Raw genomic sequence first — 26,105 nt, 5'->3', positions numbered from 1 at the left:
GTCACGCTATGTGGTGATCGGTGGCGAGAGCAGGGCGCGGACCTCGTCGTCGGCGACCTGGTGAAAGTCGTCGTAGGCATCGCCCACCGCCTGGAATCGGGAGGGGCATGACGCGACCACGAAATCGTCCACAAGGGAACCGAATCGGTGGAACGCAGATCTGGGGGCAACGGGAACAGCCGCCACCACTCGGGCAGGCGATGCCCGTCTGATCGCCAGCAATGCAACACGCATCGTCGCGCCGGTGGCGACGCCGTCGTCGACCAGAATGACTGTCTTGTCTTCGATTTCGATGCTGCGGTGTTTCAGATACGTCTGTTCACGGCGGGCAAGCTCGCGACGCTCACGGGCGGTAACTTCCCTGAGCTGTGCCGGGCTGATTCCCATCGCGCGCACGATGTCTTCGTCGACGATTACCTCGCCGCCGCTGGCAATGGCCCCCATCGCGTACTCCTCGTGTCCGGGAACGCCGAGCTTGCGTACGACCAGCACCTCCAGCGGGGCACTCAGGGCCGCCGCGATCTCCCGTCCCACCGGAACTCCGCCACGTGGTAGTGCGAGGACCACCACGCCCTGCATCTTGTATGGCGCAAGGAAGCTCGCCAGTACGCGGCCGGCGTCCTGGCGATCACTGAACATCCGATGTGTCGGCGACATAGGAGGTACTTGGGCTCGTGCTCCGAATACCTCCATCTTCCAACCGCGATGTCGCGCTGACAACAGCCGCACGCTGGACGGCCTCGAACAGCCGGTTGCGGATGGCCGACACCGAATGTGGGAGCCAGACCGCCTGAACGGGAACCAATGGGGGATCCGCGATCTCGATCACCCGTACCTTGCCGTGGTAGATGACGCCCGGGTCGTCGGTGACGAACGCGCAATGATCGGGGTGCGCGAGTACCGCCGTGTACGGCGGGGTGCCCTGCACCGGATTGACCAGTAGTTGTGGCTCGAAACCGCTTCGGCGGCAATGTGAGATCAGCAAGTCTGTGTAGAACGAGTGGCGGGGTGGGGCCCACACCACGACGGGATAGTCCGCGATCTCGGTGATGTCGATCCGATCGCTGGCGGCGAGGGTATGGGACCGCACGACCGCGATGCGCAGCGGCTGATAGAGCAGAGTGTCGGTGGCCAGGTCGGTGGGCATGTCTACCCCGCGGCGTAGTGCCAGGTCGAGCGAGCCATCGAGGAGGCCGTCGCGCATGGTGCCCGGAAAGACCTGGCGAACGGTGATCGACACCGTGGGGTCCGCGATGACCGTCGGCTCGATGATTCGGTAGACCTCTTCACTGGATATTGCCGGGGAGTGCCCGATAACAAAAGCCCGCTGAGGATTTGAGAAGTTGCGTGTCGCGTGGGCCAGCACACGTATTCCGGCCAGCAGTGGTCTTGCGCCGGTGTACAGCTCATGGCCGGCGTCGGTCAGTTGCAGACTGCGTTGTGCGCGTGAGAACAGCTCGACGCCAAGGTCGCGTTCCAGTTGGCGTATCGCCGACGACAGCGCCTGTTGGGTAATGAACAATTCCGCCGCAGCGGCGGCCAGTGTCGGGGCCTCCGCGGCCACGACGAACTGAAACAATCGCCGGGAATCCAGCAAGTTGACCAGCGAATTACCTTCGGCCGTCGCGCTCATCTGCAATGACAACTCCTATTTGTGCTTATACAAGAATAATGTGGTTTTCCCTTGTGCTATCTAAACCTACGATTTTGTATGGAGATGTGGGTAGCCGTGGAACCCACTCGCAATGACGGGTCCACGCACATGTAAAGGGAGATCATCGAGTGACAGATCATTCGCTAAATGGTAAGACAGTTCTCATCACCGGTGGAGGCAAGAATCTGGGTGGGCTCATCGCCCGGGATCTCGTGGCCAACGGCGCCGGTGCCGTGGCGATCCATTACAACAGCCCGTCGAGCAAGGATGCCGCCGACGAGACGGTGGCCGCGATCCAAGCGGCTGGAGCTAAGGCGGTGGCGTTTCAGGGTGACCTGACCACTGGAGACGCAGTAAGCAAACTATTCACGGATACCGTCGATGCGGTAGGCCGCCCCGACATCGCCATCAACACGGTCGGCAAGGTCATCAAGAAGCCGTTTACTGAAATCACCGAGGAGGAGTACGACTCGGCGAGCGCGGTCAACGCCAAATCCGCATTCTTGTTCCTCAAGGAGGCGGGTAAGCACGTCAACGACAACGGCAAGATCGTCACCCTGGTGACATCGCTGCTGGGTGCGTACACCCCGTTCTACGCGGCATACGCGGGAACCAAGGCCCCGGTCGAGCACTTCACCCGCGCCGCCTCGAAGGAGTACGGGGAGCGTGGCATTTCGGTGACCGCGGTGGGTCCGGGCCCAATGGACACGCCTTTCTTCTACCCGGCAGAGGGTGAGGATGCCGTCGCGTATCACAAGACCGCGGCCGCACTCTCGCCGTTCTCGAAGACCGGACTGACCGATATCGAGGACATCGCTCCGTTCATCCGATTCCTCGTCAGCGATGGCTGGTGGATCACCGGGCAGACCATCCTGATCAACGGCGGCTACACCACAAAGTAGTCACCGTTGCGATAGCGACCCCGCCCGGGACGTCGAGGTCGCGGGAACTGGCCGCCGTACGTACTTGGCGAGTAGGACGCCCGTCAAGGCGACGGCGGCCAGTTCTGTCAGCACGCTGATCACCGCATACGGCGCCGGATCCCATCCGTGTTCGGAGAACCCGAACAGGCCGACGGTGCGGGACAGCGCGAAGGCCGCGAGTGCTCCCGCCGAGCCCAGACCCGCCACCGCGATGATCCACTCGGGCGCGCCCACGGCGATCAGTGCGGCCAACGCGAGGAAGGCACTGGCCTGTACCAGGAAGGCGGGGCCGATGGCCGGAATATGTTGATAACCATGCATATACAAGTAGGCGTGGGCATACCCGCTGACGGCCATTGCCACGGCCAAGGTATAGCGATATGCGCTGTTCATGTCAGTTTATCCTCTTTAATGGCAAGGGCCTGATTGCCTTTCATGTAACTGACCTCGCGGATCCCCAGGATGTCGTGCAGCTGACCGGCCGGCAGCGTCACCGGTTTCGGAGCCGGACCGTCGCCCGGTTTGGGTAACGGGTAGGCCGTCGTCGTACCGCTGTAGAAGGTGACGTTTCCCTCGGTCTTGGTGAATAGTTGGTGCACATGTCCGTTGAGGCACGTCACGGACGCAAACCGCTTCATGTAGCTCAGGGCTTGTGCAGAATCATCGGTACCCCAACCCCATTCGGGATACATCGCGAACAGTGGGATGTGACTGAACACGATAATCGGGGTGTCGGCGGATAACGGTTCCAGATCCTTGCGGATGAATTCGAGCTGTTCGCCGCCCAGGTGTCCGAGCTTCTTCAGGTTGAGAGTGTTGACCAGTCCGATCACGTGGACACCGGCAATATCGAAGCTGTACCACCCGTCGCCGCGGGTGCCGCCGCCGAAGACGCCGCGGTACTTCTGTCCGGCGTCGTCAACCGAATCATGTTCGCCAGGGACGGTGAAGACATGCGGGGTGCTGAGCCCGGACATCATCTGCTTCACCTGATCGAACTGCTCATCGGTGGCCAGATGTGTGAGATCACCGGTGTGGATGACGAAGTCCGGGGTGTAGCCCAGATTGTTGATCTGATTGATCGCACGGCCGAAAGAATCGACGACATTGGCATTGGCGGTGCCGTTGAATCCGATATGGCTGTCGCTGATCTGTGCAAACCGTAGCGTCGGGCGGGCGCCGCTGACAGCGGTGGCCGAACCCGCCACGTGCGAAATGGCCTCTCCGCCAGCGACAGTCAGTGCGACAGCGGCGCCGAACCACGCGGTGTGCCGGATGAGCTGGCGCCGCGACATAGATGAACCGCTTGCGCGAAGAACATCGGGAATCGGCTGAGGTTCCTTCTCCGCGGTCATCGCACTACCACCGTGGCCTTCATGAAGGGGTGGATGCCGCATACGTATTGGTAGGTACCCGGCGTGGCGAACTGATACGAGAAGGTGCCCTGGGCGTCCATCCCGGGGGAGCGGAACGTGCCATCCTCGGCCACCACGTTATGCGGTTCTTCGTCCTTGTTCGTCCAGGTGACGGTGGTGCCTGCGGGCACGGTCAACGTGGGGGGATTGAAGGCGAAGTTCTCGATGTTCACCGCAGGCCCTGCGGGGGCCGGCGACGAGGGAGCGGCGCCTGTTGTCGGCATGGAGGTCATGCCGGGCATGCTGTGCCCGGACATTCCGGGAGCGCTGGTTGCATCAGAAGCGATCGTGATCGACAGTGGCGCATCGGATGTGGTGCGGCCGCTGCCGGAGCACGCTGCCAGCGGGATAGCCGCCGCCGCAACCAGCACGGCGCAGCACAGTCGAGACATCTGCATGTGGGCCCCTTTCCATGAATGAGTCCGCGGCGAGTCGCGAACCACCGCACAGAGATAGGGGCGGGGGTTACAACCGGATCAGACGGGGCGGTCGGGGGCGAACACCTCGATGTGACCGTCGGTCTCGCGCACTTCCAACTTCGGTAGCGGTTTGGGCGCGATGGGCAGCTGGTGCGTAATGACCCGTCCGTCGGTGGTGAACGACGTGGTGTGGCACGGGCATTGCAATCGGTCATGCGCCCCGTCGAACCAGAGCTTGCAGCCCTGATGCGTGCAGACGCCCGATACAGCCTCGACCCGTCCGCTCACCCGTCGCACGAATCCGTTGACGAATCCGAGGTCGAAGGGATGCACCCCGCCATCGGGGACGGCACTGCTGGAGGCGACGCGCTGCCAACTCCCGGTGTTGGGGACGATCTCGCCCGGGTCCTGCTCGGGGTCGGTCCCGGGTTTCTGTGTAATCAGACGGTCGGTGGTGATGGCGACAGCGGCGGCAGCGGCGGCAGCCGAGGTGCCGACGAGGACAGTCCGACGGGTGGGTTCTTGCCACCGCGTCTGGCCGGAAGACACTGGGGCATCGCCCATCTGCTCGGCCAGGCGTCCCTGCAGGTGTGCGAGGAACTCCTGGCTCGGAGCATCATCGCCGGGTTGGCTCGCGCGCAGCTCGATCGCGGTCCGGATCTGTGCCGCTTCGAAATCGTCGGGGCGGAATGGCTTGGGCCGGCGACCCCGGAGCAGGTCGTCGACGTAGCGGCGCAGCCCACGCGGATTCATGACAGGTCCTGTTCGTTGATCTGGGCGGCCAGGCGCAAGGCACGGTGTTGGAGCACCTTGGCATTGGCGACGGTGACACCCATCTTGGCGGCGGACTCCTTGATCGAACAGCTTTGCAGGAATCGCAGTTCCAAAATTCGACGATAGTTGTCCGGTAGTGCGTCCAATACGGCCTTCGCGTGCTGCGGTGCGATGCTGATGAACTCCTCGGATTCGGGAGGCCGGTCGGCGATGTCCTGCATGTCGGGGATCGAGGTGATCTCGCGCCCCAATGTCTCGCGCCAGTGCGCGGCGAGCACCGTGCGCGCAACCGTCCGCAGGTAGGCCCGCACCTCGGCCTTGGTCACTGCCAGGCGTAGCGGGCGCAGTGCGGCCAGGAACACCTCGGCCGTCAGATCCTCGGCATCTGGCTTGTTGCCCACGCGTGCGTAGATGGTGCGATATACCCAGACGGCATTGTCTTGGTACACGGACTGCCAGTCCGGGTAGTGATCGTCACCGCCCGGAACGGCCCGCAAGCCGCGCCGGGCAGTGGGATCACGTTGCGTCATCACCGTCGGTTGTCCCGTCCCCAAACGTCCCTCGAAGGGCAGTGAGATGTCTGCCCCTGATGAGAAGTAGTGCCGGTGGTTACACGATGCCGACGGCCCATTGGTTCGGGGTAGCGTCACTGCAATGACGGGTGCTCTCGATGGGATCCGGGTGCTGGAACTGGGCACCCTGATCGCCGGGCCTTTCGCGGGGCGGTTACTCGGGGATATGGGCGCCGAGGTGCTCAAGATCGAACCGCCCGGCGCGCCCGATCCGCTGCGGACTTGGGGCCAGGCGGAAGTCGACGGGCATCACGTGTTCTGGACGGTGCACGCTCGCAACAAGAAGGCCATCACCCTGGATCTGCGCACCGGGGCCGGGCGTGCGCTGTTCCTCGATCTCGTCGAGAAGTCGGATGTGATCGTCGAGAACTTCCGGCCCGGCACCCTGGAGAAGTGGGGCCTGGGCTACGACGTCCTGGCCGAACGCAACAACGGCATCATCTTGGTCCGCGTCTCCGGTTACGGGCAGACCGGCCCGGACGCGCACAAGGCCGGATACGCCTCGGTGGCCGAAGCCGCCAGCGGTCTGCGGCATCTCAACGGATTCCCCGGTGGCCCGCCGCCGCGGATGGCGCTCTCGATTGGTGACACCCTCGCCGGGATGTTCGCGGCCCAGGGCGCACTGGCCGCGCTGTACCGGCGGACCGTTACCGGGCGCGGACAGATCGTCGATGCGGCGTTGACCGAGAGCTGTTTGGCGGTCCAGGAATCCACGATTCCCGACTACGACGTGGGTGGGGTGGTACGGGGCCCGTCAGGTACCCGGTTGGAAGGCATCGCGCCATCGAACATCTACCAGAGTGCCGATGGCAGTTGGGTGGTCATCGCCGCTAACCAGGACACCGTGTTCCGCAGATTGTGTGAGGCGATGGATCAACCGGAGCTGAGCATCGATGATCGATTTGTCAATCACGTTGCCCGTGGCCGCAATCAGGATGAGCTCGACGCGATCATCGCCGGGTGGGCGGCACAACGCCTGCCCTCCGACATCATCGATGTGCTCAGCGCGGCCGGCGTGATCGCCGGACCCATCAATACCGTTGCCGATGTGGTGCAGGACCCGCAGCTCAAGGCGCGGGAGATGCTCGTCGAGCATTTCGACGAGCGCCTCGGCCGCTCGGTGCTGGGACCCGGAGTGGTTCCGGTGCTGTCCGAATCGCCGGGCGGCGTCCGGAATGCGGGCCCGGCCCGGCCCGGGCAGCACAACGAGGACGTCTTCGTGGGGCTGCTGGGCAAGAGCGCCGCCGATATCGAGAAGCTGCGTGCCGAGGGGGTGCTATGAGCACGAGGAGCCGCTTGCGCGCGGGGCACGTGCCGCTGCCCGCGCACGTCACCATCCGTGAGGTGCTGCTGCGGGATGGACTTCAGCTCGAGACACCGATCGCGTTGGCGGACAAGCTGAAACTTCTCGACGCGATCGTCGCGACAGGCGTGCGGGAGGTAGAGGCCACCGCATTTGTGTCACCCTCCAAAATGCCGGCGCTGGCCGACGCCGCCGAACTGTCGGCGCAGCTGTACAACTATCCGGATATCGAGTTTTCCGCACTCGTCGCCAGCCCCAACGGTGCCAAGCGTGCGCTTGCGGCGGGGCTCACCTCACTGGAGTACGTGGTCTCTGCGTCGGACGGACACAGTCGCGCCAACGTGGGCAGCAGCAGCGCCGAGGCCACCGCGCGCATCGAGGAGATCGTGGCGCTCGCGCGCGAGGCGGGTGCCACGGTGGAAGTCATTGTGGCCTGCTCGTGGGACTGTCCCTTCGACGGCCCCACTCCCGAACATCGTGTCCTCGACATCGTGCGCCGGGCCCGGGAAGGGGGCGCGGATCGTTTCGCCCTGGCCGACACCATCGGCACCGCCACCCCACGCCGCGTCACGAATCTCGTTGCGGCCGTTCGACCCGTTGTCGATGACGCACCGCTGGGCGCACACTTCCACAACACCCGAGGATCCGGTTTGGCCAGCGCCTACGCCGCTGTGCAATCCGGGGTGACGCGGCTCGATTCCTCGATCGGTGGACTCGGCGGCTGCCCGTTCGCGCCCGGCGCGACCGGCAATATCGCCACCGAGGATCTGGTGTATCTGCTGCGGGACAGCGATATTGACGTCGACGTTGATCTCGAGGCCGCGATCGAGGCCGCTCGAGTGGTGCAATCGGTAGTAGGGCACGAGGTCCCGAGCGCATTGCTGCGCGCGGGTGACCGATTGCTGACCTAGACCGCCGACTTCAGCGGGTTGTGTTCGGCGTAGATCTGCTCGATGCGCGCCTCGTCGAGCCGGTTGCGTACCTGTTGCGATTCGTGGGTATCGCGCACGACCTTGGCGAGCCCGAAGCAGCTGGTGACTAGGAAGAGCGTGCACACCGCCAGGAACGCACGGGGCCATGGCGATATCGGCAGGTACGCGACGCCACCCAGTGTCGAGGCGAATGCGACCGCGAAGGCGATGGCGGATTGGACGTAGTACGCGGTGGATGCGCGGACCGTGGGCTCGGATGTGCTCATGCGACCACAGTGGCAGTCGCCACCCGGTTATGGCATGAGTAGAGCTACCCGATGTGCGGGCGCAAGTTTGCGTGTCGGTCGCCGGTAGCGATACGGGGGCTGGCCCCAGGAAATGAGGCCCCAGGCTGGTCTCGATCACTAACTTCCGCACTTGCACTTCTGCGGGTGCTACTAGGGGTCTAGCTTGCTAACTGACTCTCGGGTCAGTTAGCGCCAAATCGAATTCAAGGAGGACCATGTCCACTCCGGTGCTGTTCGGGATCATCGTGGGAGTGCTGGCCATCGGGGGCCTGCTGGGAGCAGCAGTGCTTTTCGGCCTCGCCTCCGGTGACAGCGGACCCCGTCGCTTTGGGGTGACCATGCCGGACACCGACTTTTTCGACAAGACGGCATCATTTGCGGTCACCGCGCAGATCAGCGTGCCGGGGCCCGTCGAGCGCGTGTGGACCCAGGTCTCGGAGGGCGGCTATCTGGAGTCGATTCCTTTGGTGTCCGGCCCGGTGAGATCGGGTGACCACGTGGTGACCCGCACGCCGCTGTTCGCGATCACTGAGAAGGTGGTCCACAGCGAGGAGGGCCTCAAGCTGGTCGCGATCGGGACCGGTATTTCAGTTCCACTGGTGCTCAAGTCGTTCGGCGAACGCTGGGAGCTGGCCGCTGAGGGCAACAAGGTGCTGGTGCGCTGGACGGTGGCGGTCACCCCGAAGTGGGTCGGTTGGTTCCCGTTGCGCTGGACGGCGTTCGCGGTGCGCCCGTTCCTGCGCACGCTGTTGTTCCTGGCTATCCGTTAGCCGCCGCGCGCGCCAGCGGGACATCTCCGAGAACAATCCCGCTGAACATCGTGGCGATCGTGTCGGCGACTTCGGTCATCGTTGTTGCGGGATCGCCGGATTCGGCGATGATGCTGTTGGCCGTGACGAACATCGTCATGAGCATCCGGGCCGCCATGTGTGTGTGCACATCGGCTTTCAGCTCGCCACGGGCAGCGAGGGTTTCCATGAGGGTGACCAAGGGCGGTAGCACGATGGTCTCGTCGATGTGGCGGTATGTCTCCTCGCCGAGGACCATCGGTGCCTGACGCATGAGCTCCCGGTAGGTCGTGTCGTTGAGTGACCGCGACAAATAGACCCATGCGGAGGTGGCGGCGACCTGCGGGCCGCTCGGGCCCGGCTTGTCCAGACGGCGGATGGCGGTGGTGACGGTGTCGGCGGTCTCGGTCAGGCATTCGGTGAGCAGCGCGGTGAACATCGCCTGCTTATCGGAGAAGTGGTAGTAGAACGTGCCCTTGCTGACCTCGATGCTGCTGACGATGTCGTCGACGGTCACGCTGTTGTAGCCCGTGGTTGTGAAATGCCGACGTGCGGAATCCAGAAGATCGGAACGAGTCTGTTCTGCGTACATCTGCCGCCGAGTAGCCATGCGAGCAGTCTAGTCAGATCCCGACTCGTGGTCAGTTTCTGAACTAAGACTCACCACACCATGCGTGCGAGATATGTCTGTGCATAGCGGCGCACCGCCACAGTGTCGGTGATATCGAGAACACCCGCGCGATTGGTGAGCAACGAACCCACAAGGCGCACAAGGATTTCCGATACCGCCAGCACGGCCTCGTCGGGCATGGTGACGCCGCTGTGCCGAAGAGAGGTCGCCACCAGCGCACTTGCGCGCACGATGGCCTTATCGCCAGAGGGGGTGTTCAGTCCGATCACCAGCTCGGGCTCGTTCTCGATGATGGTGCCCGCCAACCGGTTTTCGGTGATCAGCCGCATGGCCAATGTGAAGCACTCGACAATGGCACCTTGCGCATCCTGGCCATTGGCGACGACGGCGAGCTGGCCGAATATGAGCAGGCACTCGGCCTCGATGAGGTGCTCGAACAGCGCTTCCTTGGTGGGGAAGCGGCGGTAGAGGGTGCGTCGGCTTACCCCGGCACGTCGCGCGATGGCGTCCATGTTGGCGCGGCGCATGCCGTGTCGCTCGAACTCGGTGCGCGCGGCATCAAGGACGGCATCGGCGGGTGGGGCGATGGTCACCCCTTGAGTATTCGCCTCTTCGCGCACGCTGCTCATCGGTGTGTGGGTCATGCCGCCCGGTTGTACAGCGGGCGGGGGTCGACTCCTTCACGCTTCCAGCCCTCGGAAGCCCACGGCAGGTACAGCGCGCGCACCGGCAGCCTGTTGAACACCGGGTTCAGCGTGCGCATGACCTTGGCGAAGCGCTGAAAATTGCGTTCCTTCTTGTCGTTCCACTCCAGTCGGCAGACCGCCTTCATCTGCGGCGGGAGTGTTCCGACGATGACGGTCCGGATGAAGGCGTTCAAGGGCGCCGACAACACCCGCCATAGGGGCCTGGGAATCTGCTTGGGCCCGGGCACACCCTGACGGATGTACCCCGTGGCGTACAGGATCGTCTTCGTCGGTACGAACCGGTCGAACATCCCCTCCATGTACGTGACGAATTCGTCGTAGGTCTGCGGCTGATTGCGCGCGCTGACGCCGTACAGGCTGTACCAGACCTTGCTCTCCTCAAAGATTCGCACCTTCTCCGCGTAGGACAGCCTGCGGATGAAGGTGTCGGTCATATACAGCACCTGATCGACGAATGTCGCATGCGCCCAATAGAAGAGCTCAGGATTGAGCGCGTGGTAGCGCGAGCCGTCACTGATGGTCCCGCTGATCGGCTTGTGGAAATCCCGCACTGTCCGGCCCCACTTCTGCGGGTCCGCGGAGTAGACCGTCTTCATGATGGGCGGGCCGGAGCGGCGGGCCCGGCCGAGGGTGTCACTGAAGATCACCGAGTGATCTTCGACGGCCTTGCCCAGCTGCTCGATGCAATTCTCGGTGCCGGCCACCCGCTGGAACCCGAGGACGCCTCGGACGTCGCCGTAGAACTTCCACACCAGGGAGTCGGCTCCCAGCCGCGGTGTTTCCACGGAATCGTCGGCGTTGTCATCGACCGGCATGGGAATTGCTTCCCGGAGCCCTTCGTCCAGGCTGACGGGGCCAGTGATGGCGCTCTGATCGACCATGAGCACCACGCTAGCTCAATGGCACAAAACTGCGCAAGTGTGCCAGGGTGCTAATCGGTGAAGTCGATGCGCACCGACACGGGGGTGGTCTCCAGTGCCTTGACCACCCGCGAGCCGACCGCCCCGAACTTGCGGCCTCGTGCGACGACGTCATCATCGGGCCGGAACTGGGCGGTGCCGGTGCGCCACCTGTTTCCCTGCTTCAGCCGGACGTTCGGGTTCGCGGCGATATTGCTGCCCCAACCCGAGCGGGTGCCGTGCTGGCTGATCACCCACGCGCCGGTCGCATCGAACTGGACCGAGACCGGGACCCGGCGCAGCTGGCCGGTCTTGCGGCCGGTGGTTTCCAGCTCGGAGGCGAGCGCTGTGCGCAGTCCCAGCTTCGTCAATACGGCGACAGTGGGATTCAGCAGATAACGCCCGAGCGCGCGCTCCCTGCGGAACTTGCGCAGTGTCTTGTCCGTCATGAACTTCTCCTTCTCCGAAAGGCGTCGACTCCATTGTTCTTGAGGAGCCGCAGTGTGGTGATCCACGGACCGATGGTGGGGTCCGGGTCGGTTCCCGCACCCAGGCGGTGCAGCTGCGTGTTGTGCCACTGGAGTTCCAGTGCGCTGAGGAATGACTTCGCCCTGCCGGTTCCCGCGAGCCAGGCGGGCATGGGGAGCGAGGCGTCCGGAACGGTGAGCGTGTCCTGGCGTGCCGTCAGCAGGCTGTCGGCGGACTCGGGATTGACGGTGGTTGGACGCCCGAGCCCCACGACATCGCAGTCACCCGATCGGACGGCCTCCGACATCGCGGATTCGGTGCGGAACCCACCTGTCACGGCAATCGGGACATCACCAGCCGCCTCACGAGCGGTGCGCGCGTACTCCAGGAAGTAGGCCTCACGGGCCTGAGTCGACGCCGATGTCACCAGCGGCCTGCCCTCCATTGCCGGCGATTCGTACGTACCGCCGCTGATTTCGATGAGGTCGACGTCTTCGGAGCCGAGCGCCGCGATGACTGCCCGCGACTCCTCCTCGGTGAAGCCGCCGCGCTGGAAGTCGGCGGAATTGAGCTTGATGGCGACCGAGAAGCCGGGACTCACCGCGGCCCGCGTGCGGCGGACGACTTCGAGGACGAAGCGCATGCGACGTTCGGGGTCACCGCCCCACCGGTCGGTGCGCCGGTTGGTACGCGGCGACAGGAACTGCGCCACGAGATAGCCGTGCGCGCCGTGGATCTGAACGCCGTCGAACCCGGCGGCATCCGCGATCGTCGCCGTGGTGGCGTACCGGTCGATGATGTTCTCGATCTCGTCGTCGGCGAGCTCGCGCGGTGCCTGCCATCCGGGGACGTTCATCTTGATCGCCGACGGTGCCACCGGCTGGGATGCCGTGGCGAGCGGGTTCGCTTGCCTTCCCGGATGGTTGACCTGCATCCAGATCAGGCCGCCGCCGTCCTTGGTCGCTTTGGCCCACCGGGACAATCCGTCGAGATGCCGGTCGTCCTCGATGACCACGTTTCCCGGCTCGCCCAGGTGACTGCGGTCGACCATCACATTGCCGGTCACGACGAGGCCGAATCCGCCGGTTCCCCAGCGCCGGTACAGCTCGACGAGCCGATGGTCGGGGCCCTGGGAGGTATCGCCGAGACCCTCGCTGAGGGCCGACTTCATGAACCGATTGCGCAGAATCTGGCCCGAGGCAAGGGGGAGGGGATCGTGTAGGTCTGCCACGTGGCCGACGCTAGTACACCGATTGGTGTACTGCAATATCCCGGTAGTCGCCCCATGTCAGGGAGGTCTCGGTAGACTGAGCGGTATAGTTAACACCTGACAAGTTTGGAGGCAGGCAGGATGTCGGCACGTGACACCTTGATCGCAAGCGTGACGGGTCTGGTGCGGCGCAGGGGCGTCGCGGGAACCGGTCTCAACGCACTGCTCGAGGACAGCGGTGTTTCACGGCGAACCATCTACCTGAACTTCCCCGGCGGTAAGCAGGAGCTGGTTGCCGAGGCAACTCGTCTTGCCGGACAAGAGCTGACGGACATCATCAAGGCGGCCGGTGACGGGATTGACCCGGCCTGGGGGATTGAGCTGTTCATCGAGCTATGGAAGGCGCAACTCGGCGAAACCGAGATGCAGGCGGGATGCCCGATCGTCGCTGCTGTGCTGGGACGTACCGAGGCGCCGCAGGCCGCCGCGATGGCCGCCGAGGCCTTCCGGGATTGGCATGAGCTTCTCGCCGGACGCCTGGAAAAGTATGGGGTGGACGCGGGTACTGCTCGCTCGCTGGCGAGGACAATGATCGCCGCGATCGAAGGTGCGGTCATCATGTCGATCGCGGAGCAGTCGACCGAGACACTCGATGACGTCGGACAACGTTTGGCGGAGCTGATTCGGCTGTACATCCCGGCTGAATCCAAGCCGTAACCTCCCGCCCGGCTGCGCAGTAGGGTCGGCAGATGCGCAGCGTTACCCCGCGCGCCCCTTCCCCGTGATCAGCGGTAGATCCAGCGTGGTGCGCACACCGGCGTCCGCCGCGACGACGGCAGGTACCGCATTGACCACGCGCATGGCCGTCGCGATCAGATTGGCGTAGTTGTGATCGCCACGTGCGCTGAATGAGCCCAAATCCAGGATGTAGCTGGGCTCCCCGGTGATCTCGACACGATAGGTGCCACCTTCGTGCGCGGGCTGTGGCCAGTCCGGTGCCAGATCCTCGCGCAGGCGGGTGAAGTGCTCGAGGACCGTCACGACCTTGCCGTTCTTCATGCCGCGCACCTCGAAATGCAGCGCGGCCATCGTTCCCGCGGGGATATGCCCCGATGAGATCTCGAAATCCTCGGGCGCGGGCAGTTTTTCGTATGTCTCGGTGACTTCGTCCAGGTCTATGCCGAGACCGGCGGCGAGCTGTCGTACCACCGAGCCCCAGGCCAGGGACAGCACTCCCGGCTGCAGCAGGATGGGCGTCTGGTCCATCGGCTTTCCGAAGCCCATGACGTCGAACATCACCGTTGCACTGTCGTAGGTGGCGTAGTCCACGATCTCGATACAGCGCACCTGATCGATGCGTTGGCAGGTGCCCATGAGTGCAAGCGGTAGCAGGTCATTGGCAAAACCTGGATCGATTCCACCAATGAAGATCGACGAGTTACCTTCCCGGGCCGCGGTTTCGATGGGTTCCAGCATGTTCTCCGGGAGGACGCCCCACGGATACTGCAGAAATACCGGCGCGCTGGCGGCGATGTTGATTCCGGCGGCGAGGATCGAGCGCAGATCCTCGAGTGCTTCCATCAGCCGGTTGTCGGTCATGGCGGTGTAGACCACACAGTCGGGCTTGAGTGCCAGAATCTCCGCCGGGTCGGTGGTCGCGGAGACGCCGGTGGTGGGGTCGAGCCCGGCGAGCTCACCCGCGTCCTTTCCGGCTTTGTTCGCTCCGGAGACCCACACCCCGACGAGCTCCATGTTCGGGTCGGTGATCACGCCGGCGAGTGCATGCTGGCCGACATTGCCTGTGCCCCAGACGGCTACACGTGTCTTCGTCATATCAGTCCCTTCTGGAAGCGGTCAGGAAAGGTCGGGTAGGGGAATGTCGAGGTTGGGCGCGATGAGGCCACCGTCGACTTCGAGCACCTTGCCGGTCAGGAAGCTGCCGGCCGGTGAGGCGAGGTAGACGGCGGCTGCCGCGATATCGGTCGGATCTCCCAGCCGATGCAGCGGCGTGTTCTTCTCCAGCGTTGCGCGCACCTCGTCGTTGCCCGCCACGATCTCCAGCGCAGAGGTGAGGATAGAGCCCGGGGCGATGCCGTTGACTCGGATTCTCGGACTCAAATCCATTGCGGCCGTGCGGGTATACTGAGCCAGTGCGCCCTTGGCGGTGCAGTAACCCAGGAAGGCCCGACCCGGTAGTCGGCCCATGGTGGACGTGATGTTGATGACCGACGCGTTGTCGGATTTGAGCAGGTGTGGCACGGCGGCGCGCAGCAGTGCATGCCCGTTGAGGACGTTGAAGGAGAAGGCCTCGGCAAGGTCCTCGTTGGTGGTGTCCAAGAACGGTTTCGGCATGGTGCCGCCCACGTTGTTGACGACGATGTCGAGTCGTCCGAACCGGTCGACTGCCTTCTGGGCCAGCGAGGCGGATGCTTCGGTATCGGACAGATCGGCGACGACGATCTCGGCCTGCCGCCCTGCCGCCTCCACCGTGTCCGCGACCTCCCGCAGCTGCGATTCGGTACGCGAGGCGATCAGCACATCGGCGCCCGCCTGTGCGAAGGCCTCCGCAATCGCCGCGCCGAGCCCACGGCCCGCGCCGGTAACGACCGCGACGTTGCCGTCGAGCCTGAAACGGTCCAGAATCATGTCTACCTCCATGTCGAATATTCGACTACCTTGGGGCGAATAGTCGATGCACTGTAGACCTGGACCTTGCATCGCGCAAGAGGGGAGAACCCATGCCGGCCACCTCGCCGCCGACCGTTCGTGTGGTACGAATCGTGGAAATGCTTGCTGCTGCAACACAATCCAAATCGCTTAGCGATATTGCCGCAACCACGGGCATTTCCCGCGCCACCGCGACCGCTGTGGTGAACGAGTTGGTGGCCGCGGGGTGGTTGGTGCGCGATGATGAGCTTCGGTACCGCGTCGGGTTGGCCCTGCCCCGTGCCGTCGAGGCCACCATGCCTCAGGAGATTCAGGATGCGCTGGCCCGAATTGCCGCAGCGGCACACGCCGGGGCGACGGTCAGCCGAATAAGCCCGAAGACGTTGACGATCGTCGCCAAGGCACAGGCGGGGCGCCGGGCCGTCGCGGGATTCGCGGTGGGCCAGAGCATCCCGCTTGCCTTTCCCGCCGGTTCGGCGGTTATGCCCTGGCGTTCGTCCGAGGAACGTGCGCAATGGCTCGGTACTGCGCGTGGCTTGAGCGCGCGTTCCGGTCAGCGGCTCGTGCAGCAGGTTTCCGACTGCGGATATGTGGTCTACCGGCCCGACCACGATGACACCGGGATGGTCGACCTGCTCTCGGACCTTCTTGGTTCGGTGGGCTCGGAGGTGATGGAGGCGGCGCTACGTGAACGGCTGCTGCGACAGCTGTCCCGGCTCACCTCGCGCCCCTACTCGCGCGATGAGCTGACATCCGACGAGGTGCTGCCGATCAGCTACCTGGCAGCGCCCATTTTCGCGGGAGCCGATGCCGCGTACGAACTTCAGCTGGGCCCGCTGTTGCCCAGCGCAACCCGTACGGAGCGGGAAGTGCTGATCACGACATTGACGCAAGGGGCTCGGGAGCTTTCCGGGCTACTGGGGGAGAGGTGACTCCCTAGCCCGCAGTGACGACGGGGACACCCTCGGACGGTTGCACGATGACGAACCCCTGGCCCTGGAATGAGACTTGGAGCGCCTCGCCGGAGCCGCGGCCGATGAGGGCGCCGGCCTTGAAGCTCGTCTTGAGCTGGGTCTGCAGATTCGCCGACCAGGCGACCACCGCGTTGGTGTCGGCGAATGTCGGCGCCTCGGCGGCATTGAGCACCACCGGCGGACCGTCGGTGGTCAGTGCGACCCAACCGGTTCCGCGCAGTGTCGTGTTGAACAGCCCGCCTGTCACCATGCTGGCGCCCTTGACCCGCTCGATGTTCCAGTTCAGCCCGGCCGAAAAGGCCAGCACATTCTTACCGCTGATCGACAGGCCCGCGTTGCTCAGATTCAGCAGATGAACATCGAAGGCGCGCTCGGCCAGGAACACGTCACCTTGGCCAGAGCACCGCATGAGGGGCAGTCCTTCACCGGTCAGCGCCTTCTTCAGGAACTTGGCCGCACCGCCGCCCTCGAAGGCGAAGTCGACATTGCCCTGGTAGGCCACCATGGATCCCTGACGTGCCAGGAATGGTTCGCCAAGGCGAACGCGCAACAGCTTTGCGTTCTGGTTGGAGATCGGCTTGGCTTCGTTCTCGCTGAACCGCCCATCCACTAAATCTCCACTGATACCGGAGAATTGGTCGCCAATGGGCTGAGCCTGGGCAGCGGGCTGTTCGGCCGTGGCCGGCGACGCGACCTGTGGTTCGGCGGGTGCGGAGCCTCCGAGCGGCGCCGAACTGACCCGGCCCTGGTGTGCGACTTGGTCCGTCCAGCGCTGGCCGTCGTGCCAGCGGAATTCGAACCGTCCGTCGGGATCAGGCTGCCAGCTTCCGGGGTTCGGAGTCGTCATGGACTCCAACCTAGTAGGCGGCTAGCGCTGTTCGATCAAGATTGTGGGGACTGCCAGCCCGGGATCCTTGACGGTGGCGACCCGCGTTCCCGGCTTGTGGCCATTGCGGATATCACCGAGCGTGACACCGGCGGCCGTCAGTCGAGCATGGGTGGTACCGATATCGTCGGTGCGCCAGGCGATTCCCCACAGTGAGTCGGGGCCGGAGGGGTCGCCGTCGCGCAACACCACCTCAACCACCAGCCCCGCGCACCGGAAGAACAACTGGTGCACACCCCATGACTGCATGCGATCCAAGCGCAGGTCGAACCCGAGCCGACCGCACAACGTCGCAATGATTCTGTCGCGATTGGGTGAGAACAGCACCAGGTGATCGATGTGGCCACTCTCTGGGGCCGACTGTGCAGGCGCAGCGGGTCGCTCGCTCAACCCCAGGGTGAGTCCGTCGGCCTGGCCCGCGGCGAGGTCCCCGTGAGAAATCAGGGAGAGGCCGCGTCGATCGACCAGCCGAGCCGCGGACGACAGGTCCCCGACACGAAACAGCATTCCGGGGTGCGGCGCCCATTCGGGGAGCCCGAGATAGAGCTGGGGATGTGGAATTTCGGTGCCGAGCAACCTCGAGTAGGCGGCCTTTGCGTCAGCGAGATTTGGAACGTCCAGAAGCACCGAGTCCAGTTCGGTGATCATCAGAGCATTTCCTCCCTGCCGGACCGGAGTCCGCTTATGCATACTGGTGGTGTGCGCTTTCAGCTTCTCGACATTGTCTTCCATCTGCCAAACCCCGTGACGGGGGCGTTGGCGCCCGCCGCCGACCGGCTGAACCGGGTGGTCGAGGCCGCCGTGCTGGCGGAGAGCCTGGGTTTTGATTCCTTTGCGGTCGGGGAACGGCATGCGGGAGACGTGCTGTCCTCGGCTCCGACGGTGCTGTTGGGAGCGGTGGCCGCCGCCACCGACCGGATCCTGTTATCCACCGGTGTCACGGTGCTGTCCCTGTTGGACCCGGTGCGCGCGGCAGAGGACTTCGCCACCATTGACCAGCTGAGCCGCGGCCGGCTCGAGATCGTCATCGGGAAGGGCAACGAGGACCGCCAGTACCCACTGATGGGGCTGGATATCGCCAGACAGTACGAGTATCTGCAGGAGAACTACGAGTTGCTGCGGCGGCTCCTGCGTGAGGAGCACGTGGATTGGACGGGGGCACACCGGCATCCACTTGCCGACGCGACCACGCTGCCCAGGCCGTACGACGGACCGTTCCGGATCTGGCACGGGTCGGCGACCTCGACGTTCGCCGTCGAACTCGCCGCCAAGTGGGGTGACCCGATTGTCACCGCAAATGCCTTGCAGCCCAAGGAGAACTATAAGGTTCTCATCGACAGGTATCGGGAGCTGTACGCACAGAACGGGCACGACCCGGCCAACCTGCATGTGGGTGCGGGCTCGGGCGGGCTGTACCTGGCCGATACGACCGAACAGGCCATCGCGCAGTACCGGCCCATCTATGAGGCACGCCTGGCGCAGATGGCGAAGCTCAAAGACCATCCGAAGGCTGTCGGCAAGTTTCCGTCTTTTGAATCCATTGAGGATGCGGCAGATCGCGGGCCGGTGCTGGCTGGTTCGCCGGAACGTGTGGCCGAGAAGATCATTCAGTGGAATGAGGCCTTCGGCCACGAGTTTCAATCGATTTCGTTGAGCCCCGAGGCCGACTTCGAGGAACAGCAGGACACGCTGCGCCGGTTCGCCGAAGAGGTAGTCCCGCTGGTGAAGGCGGAGGTTACCTCGACGCTGTGGAGTGCCCAGGACACGCGGCGGGCCAAGGGATTTACCGCGGCCTGAGGGGCGCTCGTGTCAGATCTAACCCGGGCGATTCATCGGGTTCATGGGGCTGGCTGGGTTGGCCGGGTTGTTCGGATTCAGGGGGCTGGCGGGGTTGGCCGGGTTGTTCGGATTCAGCGGGCTGGCGGGATTCGCCGGGTTGTTTGGGTTGAGCGGGCTGGCGGGATTCGCCGGATTCGACATGCTGTTCGGACCGTACGGACCAACGTTGCAGACCGCATTCGCGTTGCCGATGCAATCACCGGGATTGAACGGGTCGGGGTCTGCCGGGTCGGCGCTCGCGAAAGCGGTGGCAAACATCGCCAGCGCGACGAATAGTGTGCCAGTGGCCATGGACTTGAGCATTTAGCCAGCCTAGCAAGCTTGTTGAGTCTTTCTCAGGGGACCGGACAGGGTGCTGCGTAGCGGGTGAACGCACCCATCCTTGCCCAAAACTAGAACATGTTCTAACGTCGAGCGAAGTGCCTGATCGGCGACCATTCACTGAGGAGCGCGATGCCTGACTCATTTGACCCACTGCACGGGTCGATCAACTCTGGGCACCTGCTGGTCGCCGCCCTGAAAAAGAACGCGAGCGTGCCCGCGCTGGTGCTCGGAGATGTGACGCTCACCGGCGCCCAGATGGCCGACGAGATCAGCAAGTACATCCAGGCCTTCACCGCGCTGGTGCCCGATCCCACCGATGGTCAGGGCATGTTGGCACTCAACCGTCCCGAGGTGCTGTTGGTCATCGGCGCGGGGCAGCTGCTGGGCACCCGGCGTACGGCGCTGCACCCACTGGGGTCGCTCGATGACCATGCGTATGTGCTGGCCGACGCCAAGATCACCACCCTTGTCATCGACCCCACCCCGCAGTTCGTGGAGCGCGCCGCAGCTTTGGTGGAGAAGGTGCCGACGCTGACCCGCGTACTGACGCTCGGCCCCGTCCCCGCCGAGCTGGCCGAGGTGGGGCATGACCTGGTCGCCGCGGCCGCGGATTTTGCGGCGAAGCCGCTGGTGCCGGTCAACCTGTCGCCGGACCACATCAATGGCCTTACCTATACCGGTGGGACGACGGGTAAGCCCAAGGGAGTCATCGGCACCTCGCAGTCGATTCTCACCATGACGCAGATCCAGCTGGCCGAGTGGGAGTGGCCGGAGCGCCCCAAATTCCTGATGTGTACCCCGCTTTCACACGCCGGTGCCGCGTTCTTCATGCCGACCCTGATGAAGGGTGGGTCCATGGTGGTCCTGCCCAAGTTCGATGCGGGCGCCGTGCTGGCCGCGATCGAAGAGCACAAGATCACGGCCACGATGCTGGTGCCCTCGATGATCTACGCGCTGATGGACCATCCGGATTCGCACACCCGCGACCTGTCCTCGCTGCAGACCGTCTACTACGGCGCGTCGGCCATCAACCCGGTGCGGCTGGCGGAGGCTATCGAGCGGTTCGGGCCGATCTTCGCGCAGTACTTCGGCCAGTCCGAGGCGCCGATGGTGATCAGCTACCTGGCCAAGGGTGATCACGATGCCCAGCGGCTCTCCAGCTGCGGCAGGCCCTCGGCCTTCCTGCGCACCGCGCTGCTCGACGAGAACGACCAGCCGGTGAAGCAGGGCGAGCCCGGCGAGATCTGCGTGGCCGGACCGTTGGTGGCGGGCGGCTATTGGGAACTGCCCGAGCAGACCGCCGACACCTTCAAGAACGGCTGGCTGCGCACCGGCGATATCGCGCGCGAGGACGAGGACGGTTTCTGGTTCATCGTCGACCGCACCAAGGACATGATCGTCACCGGTGGTTTTAACGTGTTCCCCCGTGAGGTGGAAGATGTTGTCGCCGAACACCCTTCGGTGGCGCAGGTCGGTGTCATCGGGGTGCCCGACGAGAAGTGGGGCGAAGCGGTCACGGCGATCGTGGTGCTGCGTGCGGATGCCGACCGCAGCGGCGACGCGGTGTCCAAGATGACGTCCGAGATTCAGTCCGCGGTCAAGGACCGCAAGGGTTCGGTGCAGTCGCCCAAGCATGTGATCGTCGCCGACTCGCTGCCGCTGACCGCGCTCGGCAAGCTCGACAAAAAGGCCCTGCGTCAGAAATACGCCACGGTCTAGTTCTGCGGCGAGAGGAGATTCCGCGCGCTCGTGTGGATGAACTCGCGTAACCACGGCGCCGGCTCACCCTTGTCGGGGAGATGACGCCGCACCGCGGCGTAGGGCATATCGATCAGTGCGAACATCACCTTGTCGAGCACCTCGGTAGTGACTTCACCAAACTGTCGTTCGGCGAACTCGCGCAACGCCATGCGGACCCGCGAGTTCAGCGCCGTGAGGTCGGCGGCGAGGGTGCCGGGCCAGTGCGCCACCAGATCGGCCTTCTCGTACTGCAGTAGCAACAGCGCTTCGTTACGGTTCGCCCCCGTCCAATCGAAGGCGTGATCGATGGTCGCGGAGAGGACCTCCTGAGGATCGGGCAATGCGAGCGCCGTGAGAATCCCGTCCTGATAGCGGGCGATCGAACGCAGCCAGAGGCGGGCCATGAGCTCGTCGCGACTGGAGAATCGGTGATAGATCGACCCCGAGGGCGCACCGAGGGTCCGTCCGATGGCGGCAGCCGTGGCTGCCGACGGCCCTCCCGTGGTCACCAGCCTCAGCGCCACGTCGAGAATGTCGTCGGCGGTGTACTGAGGTCTACGCCCCACGGTGCCGAACCATGCTCGTACCTTGGGCGACCGCGACCAGCTTGGTGTTGCCGTCGTGGTCCTCGACGGATATCTCGCAGCGGCCCAGAGCCTTGGTGCGTCCGGCGCTTACCAGGGACGCGTCGGCGAGTAGGCGCACGCCGTCGCGGGCGGGTGACACGTACTCGATGGTGTATCCGCTGGTGACAATGTCGGCACCGAGACCGAGCCCGCACGCGTAGGTGATCGCGTTGTCGGCCAGGTAACTCAGCACTCCGCCATGAATGAATCCGCTCTGCTGGCGCAGCTCGTCGCGGATGTCCAGCGAGAGCTGCACTCCGGACTCGTCGATCCGGCTGATCGAGGTACCCAGGAGGCGACTGAATGGCTGGGCCTCGAGCACTTGTTGTGCCTGGTCACGTGTGATCACAATATTAGAGAATAGTCACTAATAACTGGATGGGCGAGCGTGCATATGATGTAAGGCGCAGCTGGTTTGTCAGTGTCGGCTTCGGTCGGTACTGGCGTCGAGTCGCGGACCCCATGGGGACCCGCGATGAGAGGGAACCCGGTGAGAATCCGGGACTGTCCCGCAGCGGTATGCAGGAACGATCGCCGTCATACGCACTGGGAAAGCTATCAACGATCCTGGGAAGCGACGGCCCGTAGGAAAACCTGAGCCCGGGTAATGCCTGCAAGTCCGAAGACCTGCCAGCTGTGTCGGGTGCGCCGCGCCCGACGGATCATCGCCTCGCGGAATGGGCGTATGGCCGAATCGGTTTCAACCAACACCAGTGTGTGTTGGTTATTCGGGCTCGGCTTGCTTGTCCTGGGCGGTGGCCACCACGCCGTAGACAGAGGACAGCATGACCACTCCATCATTGAAGGCAACCACGCTCGGTTCGGCGCGCATCGGCCCGCGTCGTGAGCTCAAACGGGCTACCGAAAGCTACTGGGCCGGGCGCACCAGTCGTACCGAGCTTGAGACCGTCGCAGCCGGGCTTCGGCGCGACAACTGGTCCGCACTGGCGGCCGCCGGGCTCGACTCCGTGCCGGTGAACACCTTCTCGTACTACGACCAGGTGCTCGATACCGCGGTGCTGCTGGGAGCGCTCCCACCCCGCGTCGCAGGCATCACCGACGACCTCGACCGCTACTTCGCCGCCGCACGCGGCAATGACGACGTGACGCCGCTGGAAATGACCAAATGGTTCGACACCAACTACCACTACCTGGTGCCGGAGATCGGACCGGACACAGAGTTCACGCTCAACCCGACGAAGCTGTTCGGTGAGCTGAAAGAGGCTGCAGCCCTAGGTATTACGGCTCGACCGGTTGTCGTTGGTCCTATCACCTTCCTTGCGTTGAGCAAGTCTGTCGACGGAGCCGGTGCACCCATCGAGCGCCTCGACGAGGTGGTATCGCTGTACGAGCAGCTGCTGGTGCAGCTTTCGGAGGCCGGGGTTGGTTGGGTCCAGATCGATGAGCCCGTACTCGTCACCGATATCTTGCCGAACGGCCCAGAGCTGGCCGAGCGGGTGTACGGCCGCCTCGGCACCGTTGCCGACCGGCCCGCGATCTTCGTCGCGAGCTATTTCGGGGACCTGGGTGCCGCACTCCCGGCGTTGGCCCGCACCCCGATCGAGGCGATCGGTATCGACCTGGTCTACGGTTCGGCCTCGGGTGTGGCATCGGCGCCGGAACTTACCGGAAAGACTGTGGTGGCAGGCGTCGTCGACGGCCGCAACATCTGGCGCACCAACCTCGAATCGGCGTTGAGCACACTTGCGACGCTGCTGGGGCCGGCGGGTGCGGTGGCGGTCTCGACATCGTGCTCGACGCTGCATGTGCCCTACTCGCTGGAACCGGAGACCGAACTCGATGACCAGCTGCGCAGCTGGTTGGCTTTCGCCGACGAGAAGGTCAAGGAAGTCGTGGTGCTGGCGCGGGCACTGGGCGAGGGACGCGATGTGGTTGCCGCGGAGTTCGCGGCGTCGAATGCGGCCGTCGAATCTCGCAAGACGGATCCGCGTCTCAACAACGGTCAGATTCGTGAGCGGCTGGATTCTATTCTGGCGGAGGGTGTTTCACGTGGCGATGCCGCAGAGCGCCGTCGCAGCCAGGACGAGCGGCTGAAGCTGCCCGAGCTGCCGACCACGACGATCGGGTCGTTCCCGCAGACTGTCGAGATCCGCAAGGCGCGTCAAGCCCTGACCAAGGGCGAGATCGACGACGCCGAGTACGTGCGGCGGATGCGTGCCGAGGTCGCCGATGTCATTGCGCTGCAGGAGAAGCTGGGCCTGGATGTGCTGGTGCATGGCGAGCCGGAACGCAACGACATGGTGCAGTACTTTGCCGAGCAGCTGGATGGCTTCTTCGCTACCCAGAACGGCTGGGTTCAGTCGTACGGCAGCCGCTGCGTGCGCCCGCCGATCCTGTATGGCGATGTCGCACGGCAGAACCCGATGACCGTCGAGTGGGCCACCTATGCCCAGTCGCTGACGCCGAAGTACGTCAAGGGCATGCTGACCGGGCCGGTGACCATCCTCGCGTGGTCGTTTGTGCGTGACGATCAGCCGTTGGCGGACACCGCCAACCAGATCGCGCTGGCTATTCGGGACGAGACGGTGGATCTACAGAACGCCGGTATAGCCATCATTCAGGTGGACGAGCCCGCGTTGCGTGAGCTGCTGCCGCTGCGCTCGGCGGACAAGGCCGCGTACCTGGACTGGGCGGTCGACGCATTCCGGCTCTCCACCTCGGGGGTATCCGATGCGACGCAGATCCACACGCACCTGTGCTACTCGGAATTCGGCGAGGTGATCGGCGCGATCGCCGACCTGGATGCGGACGTGACCTCGATCGAGGCCGCCCGTTCGCACATGGAGGTGCTCGATGACCTCAACGCGATCGGTTTCTCCAATAGCGTCGGCCCGGGTGTGTACGACATCCACTCGCCGCGGGTGCCGTCGACGGCCGAGATGGCGAATTCGCTACGTGAGGCGCTGCAGGCCGTTCCCGCGCAGCGTCTCTGGGTCAATCCTGACTGTGGCCTGAAGACCCGGAAGGCTGACGAGGTAACTGCCTCGCTGGCCAACCTGGTGGCCGCCGCGACCGAGGTGCGTGCGGGCGCCTAGTTCGGCGATGAGCGCGCGAGCAGTCCCCTTCGCGGGGGACTGCTCGCGCGTGAATTTAATTGGTGTATAAACCATTAGCGAGACTAATCGGAGGTCCCTGGTGTCCATGAATACCGTTGCGCTGGAGTTGGTGCCTCCCAATGTCGATGGCGGACTCGACAAAGCGTCCGAAGAACTGCAGAAACTGTCCAGGTTCTCGGCGGAATTCGGCATCGACGGTCGCATCGACCACGTCATGATCCCCTCGATGATCGTGGAGGACGGCGATCGCCCACTGGAGATGAAGCCGAAACTGGATGTCGTCGACTATTGGTCGATCATCCGGTCCGAGCTGCCGACCATGCGGGGACTGTGCACGCAGGTCACATCCTTTTCTGACGAGACGTCGTTGCGGGGCCGGCTGACCGGCCTGACCGAAGCCGGGATGGACGGCGTGATCTTCGTCGGTGTACCGCGCACCATGAGCGATGGCGAAGGCTCGGGCATTCCACCGACCGACGCGTTGTCGAAGTTCGATGACATCGTCGAGAACAGGGGAGTGATTCTGATCCCAACCCGTAGTGGGGAACAGGGTCGCTTTTCCTTCAAATGCGATAAGGGCGCCACCTTCGCCATGACCCAGCTGCTGTACTCCGATGCGGTGGTTGGCTTTCTGCAAGAGTTCGCACGCACAAGCGACCACCGGCCGGAGGTTCTGCTGTCGTTCGGTTTCGTGCCGAAGCTGGAGTCCAAGGTCGGGCTCATCGACTGGCTGATCCAGGATCCCGGCAATGAATCCGTTGCGCGCGAACAGAATTTCGTCAAGTCGCTCGCTGCCTGCGAACCTGATGCCAGACGTCCACAGCTTGTCGATCTCTACAAACGAGTCATCGACGGCGTGGCAGACCTCGGCTTCCCCTTGAGCGTGCATTTCGAAGCACCATACGGTCTCGCCAGGCCGGCCTTCGAGACCTTCGCCGAGATGCTGGAGTACTGGTCACCCGTCGGCGAGAGTGCCTGACGGAACGCGGT

Annotated in this window: 30 protein-coding genes and 1 riboswitch; of the genes, 10 read left to right on the top strand and 20 right to left on the bottom strand. The window is 64.2% G+C overall.

Going from position 1 to position 26,105, the window contains the following annotated elements; all coding sequences use genetic code 11:
* Window positions 1-6: 6 nt before the first annotated feature.
* Window positions 7-639, bottom strand: a complete 633-nt coding sequence (locus DSM43276_RS22410; RefSeq protein WP_078328501.1) for a phosphoribosyltransferase — start codon at window positions 637-639, stop codon at window positions 7-9.
* A complete protein-coding gene (locus DSM43276_RS22405; RefSeq protein ID WP_078328499.1) occupies window positions 629-1,633 on the bottom strand; it encodes a LysR family transcriptional regulator in 1,005 nt (334 codons plus the stop codon). The genes DSM43276_RS22410 and DSM43276_RS22405 overlap by 11 nt, the downstream gene beginning before the upstream one ends.
* 149 nt (window positions 1,634-1,782) lie before the next feature.
* On the opposite strand from DSM43276_RS22405, the gene DSM43276_RS22400 reads away from it, so the two are divergent.
* Complete coding sequence (locus tag DSM43276_RS22400) at window positions 1,783-2,556, top strand: SDR family oxidoreductase (RefSeq protein WP_078328498.1); 774 nt, start codon at window positions 1,783-1,785, stop codon at window positions 2,554-2,556.
* On the opposite strand, the gene DSM43276_RS22395 is transcribed toward DSM43276_RS22400, so the two are convergent.
* The 5 genes from DSM43276_RS22395 to DSM43276_RS22375 all read right to left on the bottom strand — a co-directional run bounded on the left by DSM43276_RS22395 (window position 2,557) and on the right by DSM43276_RS22375 (window position 5,715).
* Window positions 2,557-2,970, bottom strand: a complete 414-nt coding sequence (locus tag DSM43276_RS22395) for a hypothetical protein (RefSeq protein ID WP_078328497.1) — start codon at window positions 2,968-2,970, stop codon at window positions 2,557-2,559.
* Window positions 2,967-3,932, bottom strand: coding sequence for a metallophosphoesterase family protein (locus tag DSM43276_RS22390; protein WP_078328496.1), 966 nt, complete (start codon window positions 3,930-3,932; stop codon window positions 2,967-2,969). Before DSM43276_RS22390 ends, DSM43276_RS22395 begins: the two co-directional genes overlap by 4 nt.
* A complete protein-coding gene (locus DSM43276_RS22385) occupies window positions 3,929-4,390 on the bottom strand; it encodes a cupredoxin domain-containing protein (RefSeq protein WP_078328495.1) in 462 nt (153 codons plus the stop codon). The genes DSM43276_RS22390 and DSM43276_RS22385 overlap by 4 nt, the downstream gene beginning before the upstream one ends.
* A gap of 78 nt (window positions 4,391-4,468) precedes the next feature.
* Window positions 4,469-5,164 (bottom strand): QcrA and Rieske domain-containing protein, encoded by a 696-nt coding sequence (locus DSM43276_RS22380; protein WP_078328494.1) that lies wholly within the window; start codon window positions 5,162-5,164, stop codon window positions 4,469-4,471.
* Window positions 5,161-5,715, bottom strand: a complete 555-nt coding sequence (locus DSM43276_RS22375) for an RNA polymerase sigma factor (protein WP_078328493.1) — start codon at window positions 5,713-5,715, stop codon at window positions 5,161-5,163. The genes DSM43276_RS22380 and DSM43276_RS22375 overlap by 4 nt, the downstream gene beginning before the upstream one ends.
* 124 nt (window positions 5,716-5,839) lie before the next feature.
* Here DSM43276_RS22375 and DSM43276_RS22370 point away from each other — a divergent pair, with 124 nt between their 5' ends.
* Together DSM43276_RS22370 and DSM43276_RS22365 are read left to right on the top strand one after the other, a co-directional pair.
* Entirely contained in the window at window positions 5,840-7,039 is a 1,200-nt protein-coding gene (locus tag DSM43276_RS22370; protein WP_078328492.1) for a CaiB/BaiF CoA transferase family protein, read from the top strand.
* A 29-nt stretch (window positions 7,040-7,068) separates the two neighbouring features.
* Entirely contained in the window at window positions 7,069-7,971 is a 903-nt protein-coding gene (locus DSM43276_RS22365; protein WP_078328615.1) for a hydroxymethylglutaryl-CoA lyase, read from the top strand.
* On the opposite strand, the gene DSM43276_RS22360 is transcribed toward DSM43276_RS22365, so the two are convergent.
* On the bottom strand, window positions 7,968-8,258 hold the full coding sequence (locus DSM43276_RS22360) for a YiaA/YiaB family inner membrane protein (protein WP_078293681.1): 291 nt from the start codon (window positions 8,256-8,258) through the stop codon (window positions 7,968-7,970). The genes DSM43276_RS22365 and DSM43276_RS22360 overlap by 4 nt on opposite strands.
* Before the next feature lie 236 nt (window positions 8,259-8,494).
* Between DSM43276_RS22360 and DSM43276_RS22355 the strand changes: the two genes are divergently transcribed.
* Window positions 8,495-9,049, top strand: a complete 555-nt coding sequence (locus DSM43276_RS22355) for an SRPBCC family protein (protein ID WP_078328491.1) — start codon at window positions 8,495-8,497, stop codon at window positions 9,047-9,049.
* On the opposite strand, the gene DSM43276_RS22350 is transcribed toward DSM43276_RS22355, so the two are convergent.
* From DSM43276_RS22350 to DSM43276_RS22330, 5 genes are all read right to left on the bottom strand, one after another.
* Window positions 9,039-9,659, bottom strand: a complete 621-nt coding sequence (locus tag DSM43276_RS22350; RefSeq protein WP_078328490.1) for a TetR/AcrR family transcriptional regulator — start codon at window positions 9,657-9,659, stop codon at window positions 9,039-9,041. The two genes, DSM43276_RS22355 and DSM43276_RS22350, sit on opposite strands and share 11 nt — an antisense overlap.
* Window positions 9,660-9,727: 68 nt before the next feature.
* Window positions 9,728-10,327 carry a TetR/AcrR family transcriptional regulator gene (locus tag DSM43276_RS22345; RefSeq protein WP_078328614.1) on the bottom strand — a complete coding sequence of 200 codons (600 nt, stop codon included), beginning with the start codon at window positions 10,325-10,327 and terminating at the stop codon, window positions 9,728-9,730.
* An 11-nt stretch (window positions 10,328-10,338) separates the two neighbouring features.
* Window positions 10,339-11,286 (bottom strand): oxygenase MpaB family protein, encoded by a 948-nt coding sequence (locus DSM43276_RS22340; protein ID WP_078328612.1) that lies wholly within the window; start codon window positions 11,284-11,286, stop codon window positions 10,339-10,341.
* A 50-nt stretch (window positions 11,287-11,336) separates the two neighbouring features.
* Window positions 11,337-11,753 (bottom strand): nitroreductase family deazaflavin-dependent oxidoreductase, encoded by a 417-nt coding sequence (locus DSM43276_RS22335; protein ID WP_078325800.1) that lies wholly within the window; start codon window positions 11,751-11,753, stop codon window positions 11,337-11,339.
* Window positions 11,750-13,003, bottom strand: a complete 1,254-nt coding sequence (locus tag DSM43276_RS22330; protein WP_078328489.1) for an NADH:flavin oxidoreductase/NADH oxidase family protein — start codon at window positions 13,001-13,003, stop codon at window positions 11,750-11,752. Before DSM43276_RS22330 ends, DSM43276_RS22335 begins: the two co-directional genes overlap by 4 nt.
* Window positions 13,004-13,123: 120 nt before the next feature.
* Here DSM43276_RS22330 and DSM43276_RS22325 point away from each other — a divergent pair, with 120 nt between their 5' ends.
* Window positions 13,124-13,699 (top strand): TetR/AcrR family transcriptional regulator, encoded by a 576-nt coding sequence (locus DSM43276_RS22325; protein ID WP_078328488.1) that lies wholly within the window; start codon window positions 13,124-13,126, stop codon window positions 13,697-13,699.
* 42 nt (window positions 13,700-13,741) lie between these two features.
* Here the strand turns inward: DSM43276_RS22325 and DSM43276_RS22320 are convergent, their stop codons facing one another.
* On the bottom strand, window positions 13,742-14,815 hold the full coding sequence (locus DSM43276_RS22320) for an NAD(P)H-dependent amine dehydrogenase family protein (RefSeq protein WP_078328487.1): 1,074 nt from the start codon (window positions 14,813-14,815) through the stop codon (window positions 13,742-13,744).
* A 21-nt stretch (window positions 14,816-14,836) separates the two neighbouring features.
* Window positions 14,837-15,628, bottom strand: coding sequence for an SDR family oxidoreductase (locus tag DSM43276_RS22315; RefSeq protein WP_078328611.1), 792 nt, complete (start codon window positions 15,626-15,628; stop codon window positions 14,837-14,839).
* Window positions 15,629-15,720: 92 nt separating this feature from the next.
* Here DSM43276_RS22315 and DSM43276_RS22310 point away from each other — a divergent pair, with 92 nt between their 5' ends.
* Window positions 15,721-16,581 carry a MarR family transcriptional regulator gene (locus DSM43276_RS22310; RefSeq protein WP_078328486.1) on the top strand — a complete coding sequence of 287 codons (861 nt, stop codon included), beginning with the start codon at window positions 15,721-15,723 and terminating at the stop codon, window positions 16,579-16,581.
* Between the two features lie 4 nt (window positions 16,582-16,585).
* On the opposite strand, the gene DSM43276_RS22305 is transcribed toward DSM43276_RS22310, so the two are convergent.
* Together DSM43276_RS22305 and DSM43276_RS22300 are read right to left on the bottom strand one after the other, a co-directional pair.
* Complete coding sequence (locus DSM43276_RS22305) at window positions 16,586-17,470, bottom strand: AIM24 family protein (RefSeq protein ID WP_078328485.1); 885 nt, start codon at window positions 17,468-17,470, stop codon at window positions 16,586-16,588.
* 21 nt (window positions 17,471-17,491) lie between these two features.
* Window positions 17,492-18,157: a VOC family protein gene (locus DSM43276_RS22300; protein WP_078328484.1), complete on the bottom strand. Its 666-nt coding sequence runs from the start codon at window positions 18,155-18,157 to the stop codon at window positions 17,492-17,494.
* Between the two features lie 51 nt (window positions 18,158-18,208).
* On the opposite strand from DSM43276_RS22300, the gene DSM43276_RS22295 reads away from it, so the two are divergent.
* Window positions 18,209-19,306 carry an LLM class flavin-dependent oxidoreductase gene (locus DSM43276_RS22295; RefSeq protein WP_078328483.1) on the top strand — a complete coding sequence of 366 codons (1,098 nt, stop codon included), beginning with the start codon at window positions 18,209-18,211 and terminating at the stop codon, window positions 19,304-19,306.
* An 18-nt stretch (window positions 19,307-19,324) separates the two neighbouring features.
* Here the strand turns inward: DSM43276_RS22295 and DSM43276_RS22290 are convergent, their stop codons facing one another.
* Window positions 19,325-19,651: a hypothetical protein gene (locus DSM43276_RS22290; RefSeq protein ID WP_078328482.1), complete on the bottom strand. Its 327-nt coding sequence runs from the start codon at window positions 19,649-19,651 to the stop codon at window positions 19,325-19,327.
* Window positions 19,652-19,801: 150 nt separating this feature from the next.
* Here DSM43276_RS22290 and fadD8 point away from each other — a divergent pair, with 150 nt between their 5' ends.
* Window positions 19,802-21,391, top strand: a complete 1,590-nt coding sequence (gene fadD8, locus DSM43276_RS22285; protein ID WP_078328481.1) for a fatty-acid--CoA ligase FadD8 — start codon at window positions 19,802-19,804, stop codon at window positions 21,389-21,391.
* Here the strand turns inward: fadD8 and DSM43276_RS22280 are convergent.
* Window positions 21,388-21,978 (bottom strand): TetR/AcrR family transcriptional regulator, encoded by a 591-nt coding sequence (locus DSM43276_RS22280; protein ID WP_078328480.1) that lies wholly within the window; start codon window positions 21,976-21,978, stop codon window positions 21,388-21,390. The two genes, fadD8 and DSM43276_RS22280, sit on opposite strands and share 4 nt — an antisense overlap.
* Complete coding sequence (locus DSM43276_RS22275) at window positions 21,968-22,387, bottom strand: PaaI family thioesterase (RefSeq protein ID WP_078293723.1); 420 nt, start codon at window positions 22,385-22,387, stop codon at window positions 21,968-21,970. The genes DSM43276_RS22280 and DSM43276_RS22275 overlap by 11 nt, the downstream gene beginning before the upstream one ends.
* Before the next feature lie 75 nt (window positions 22,388-22,462).
* A riboswitch (cobalamin riboswitch) is annotated at window positions 22,463-22,687 on the top strand.
* A 136-nt stretch (window positions 22,688-22,823) separates the two neighbouring features.
* Between DSM43276_RS22275 and metE the strand changes: the two genes are divergently transcribed.
* Both metE and DSM43276_RS22265 read left to right on the top strand, forming a co-directional pair.
* Window positions 22,824-25,094 (top strand): 5-methyltetrahydropteroyltriglutamate--homocysteine S-methyltransferase, encoded by a 2,271-nt coding sequence (metE, locus tag DSM43276_RS22270; RefSeq protein ID WP_078328479.1) that lies wholly within the window; start codon window positions 22,824-22,826, stop codon window positions 25,092-25,094.
* 100 nt (window positions 25,095-25,194) lie between these two features.
* Window positions 25,195-26,094, top strand: coding sequence for a mycobacterial-type methylenetetrahydrofolate reductase (locus tag DSM43276_RS22265; protein ID WP_078328478.1), 900 nt, complete (start codon window positions 25,195-25,197; stop codon window positions 26,092-26,094).
* The last annotated feature ends 11 nt before the right edge of the window (window positions 26,095-26,105 follow it).

The organism is Mycobacteroides salmoniphilum, from assembly GCF_004924335.1.
GTDB lineage: Bacteria > Actinomycetota > Actinomycetes > Mycobacteriales > Mycobacteriaceae > Mycobacterium > Mycobacterium salmoniphilum.
This window is presented reverse-complemented; position numbering and strand designations above follow the sequence as displayed.

Bases quoted from the DNA above. Each gene is read 5' to 3' on its own strand.
- DSM43276_RS22410 (WP_078328501.1), bottom strand. From the start codon at position 639: ATGTTCAGTGATCGCCAGGACGCCGGCCGCGTACTGGCGAGCTTCCTT.
- DSM43276_RS22405 (WP_078328499.1), bottom strand. From the start codon at position 1,633: ATGAGCGCGACGGCCGAAGGTAATTCGCTGGTCAACTTGCTGGATTCC.
- DSM43276_RS22395 (WP_078328497.1), bottom strand. From the start codon at position 2,970: ATGAACAGCGCATATCGCTATACCTTGGCCGTGGCAATGGCCGTCAGC.
- DSM43276_RS22390 (WP_078328496.1), bottom strand. From the start codon at position 3,932: ATGACCGCGGAGAAGGAACCTCAGCCGATTCCCGATGTTCTTCGCGCA.
- DSM43276_RS22385 (WP_078328495.1), bottom strand. From the start codon at position 4,390: ATGCAGATGTCTCGACTGTGCTGCGCCGTGCTGGTTGCGGCGGCGGCT.
- DSM43276_RS22380 (WP_078328494.1), bottom strand. From the start codon at position 5,164: ATGAATCCGCGTGGGCTGCGCCGCTACGTCGACGACCTGCTCCGGGGT.
- DSM43276_RS22375 (WP_078328493.1), bottom strand. From the start codon at position 5,715: ATGACGCAACGTGATCCCACTGCCCGGCGCGGCTTGCGGGCCGTTCCG.
- DSM43276_RS22370 (WP_078328492.1), top strand. From the start codon at position 5,840: ATGACGGGTGCTCTCGATGGGATCCGGGTGCTGGAACTGGGCACCCTG.
- DSM43276_RS22360 (WP_078293681.1), bottom strand. From the start codon at position 8,258: ATGAGCACATCCGAGCCCACGGTCCGCGCATCCACCGCGTACTACGTC.
- DSM43276_RS22355 (WP_078328491.1), top strand. From the start codon at position 8,495: ATGTCCACTCCGGTGCTGTTCGGGATCATCGTGGGAGTGCTGGCCATC.
- DSM43276_RS22350 (WP_078328490.1), bottom strand. From the start codon at position 9,659: ATGTACGCAGAACAGACTCGTTCCGATCTTCTGGATTCCGCACGTCGG.
- DSM43276_RS22345 (WP_078328614.1), bottom strand. From the start codon at position 10,327: ATGAGCAGCGTGCGCGAAGAGGCGAATACTCAAGGGGTGACCATCGCC.
- DSM43276_RS22340 (WP_078328612.1), bottom strand. From the start codon at position 11,286: ATGGTCGATCAGAGCGCCATCACTGGCCCCGTCAGCCTGGACGAAGGG.
- DSM43276_RS22335 (WP_078325800.1), bottom strand. From the start codon at position 11,753: ATGACGGACAAGACACTGCGCAAGTTCCGCAGGGAGCGCGCGCTCGGG.
- DSM43276_RS22325 (WP_078328488.1), top strand. From the start codon at position 13,124: ATGTCGGCACGTGACACCTTGATCGCAAGCGTGACGGGTCTGGTGCGG.
- DSM43276_RS22320 (WP_078328487.1), bottom strand. From the start codon at position 14,815: ATGACGAAGACACGTGTAGCCGTCTGGGGCACAGGCAATGTCGGCCAG.
- DSM43276_RS22315 (WP_078328611.1), bottom strand. From the start codon at position 15,628: ATGATTCTGGACCGTTTCAGGCTCGACGGCAACGTCGCGGTCGTTACC.
- DSM43276_RS22310 (WP_078328486.1), top strand. From the start codon at position 15,721: ATGCCGGCCACCTCGCCGCCGACCGTTCGTGTGGTACGAATCGTGGAA.
- DSM43276_RS22305 (WP_078328485.1), bottom strand. From the start codon at position 17,470: ATGACGACTCCGAACCCCGGAAGCTGGCAGCCTGATCCCGACGGACGG.
- DSM43276_RS22300 (WP_078328484.1), bottom strand. From the start codon at position 18,157: ATGATCACCGAACTGGACTCGGTGCTTCTGGACGTTCCAAATCTCGCT.
- DSM43276_RS22290 (WP_078328482.1), bottom strand. From the start codon at position 19,651: ATGCTCAAGTCCATGGCCACTGGCACACTATTCGTCGCGCTGGCGATG.
- fadD8 (WP_078328481.1), top strand. From the start codon at position 19,802: ATGCCTGACTCATTTGACCCACTGCACGGGTCGATCAACTCTGGGCAC.
- metE (WP_078328479.1), top strand. From the start codon at position 22,824: ATGACCACTCCATCATTGAAGGCAACCACGCTCGGTTCGGCGCGCATC.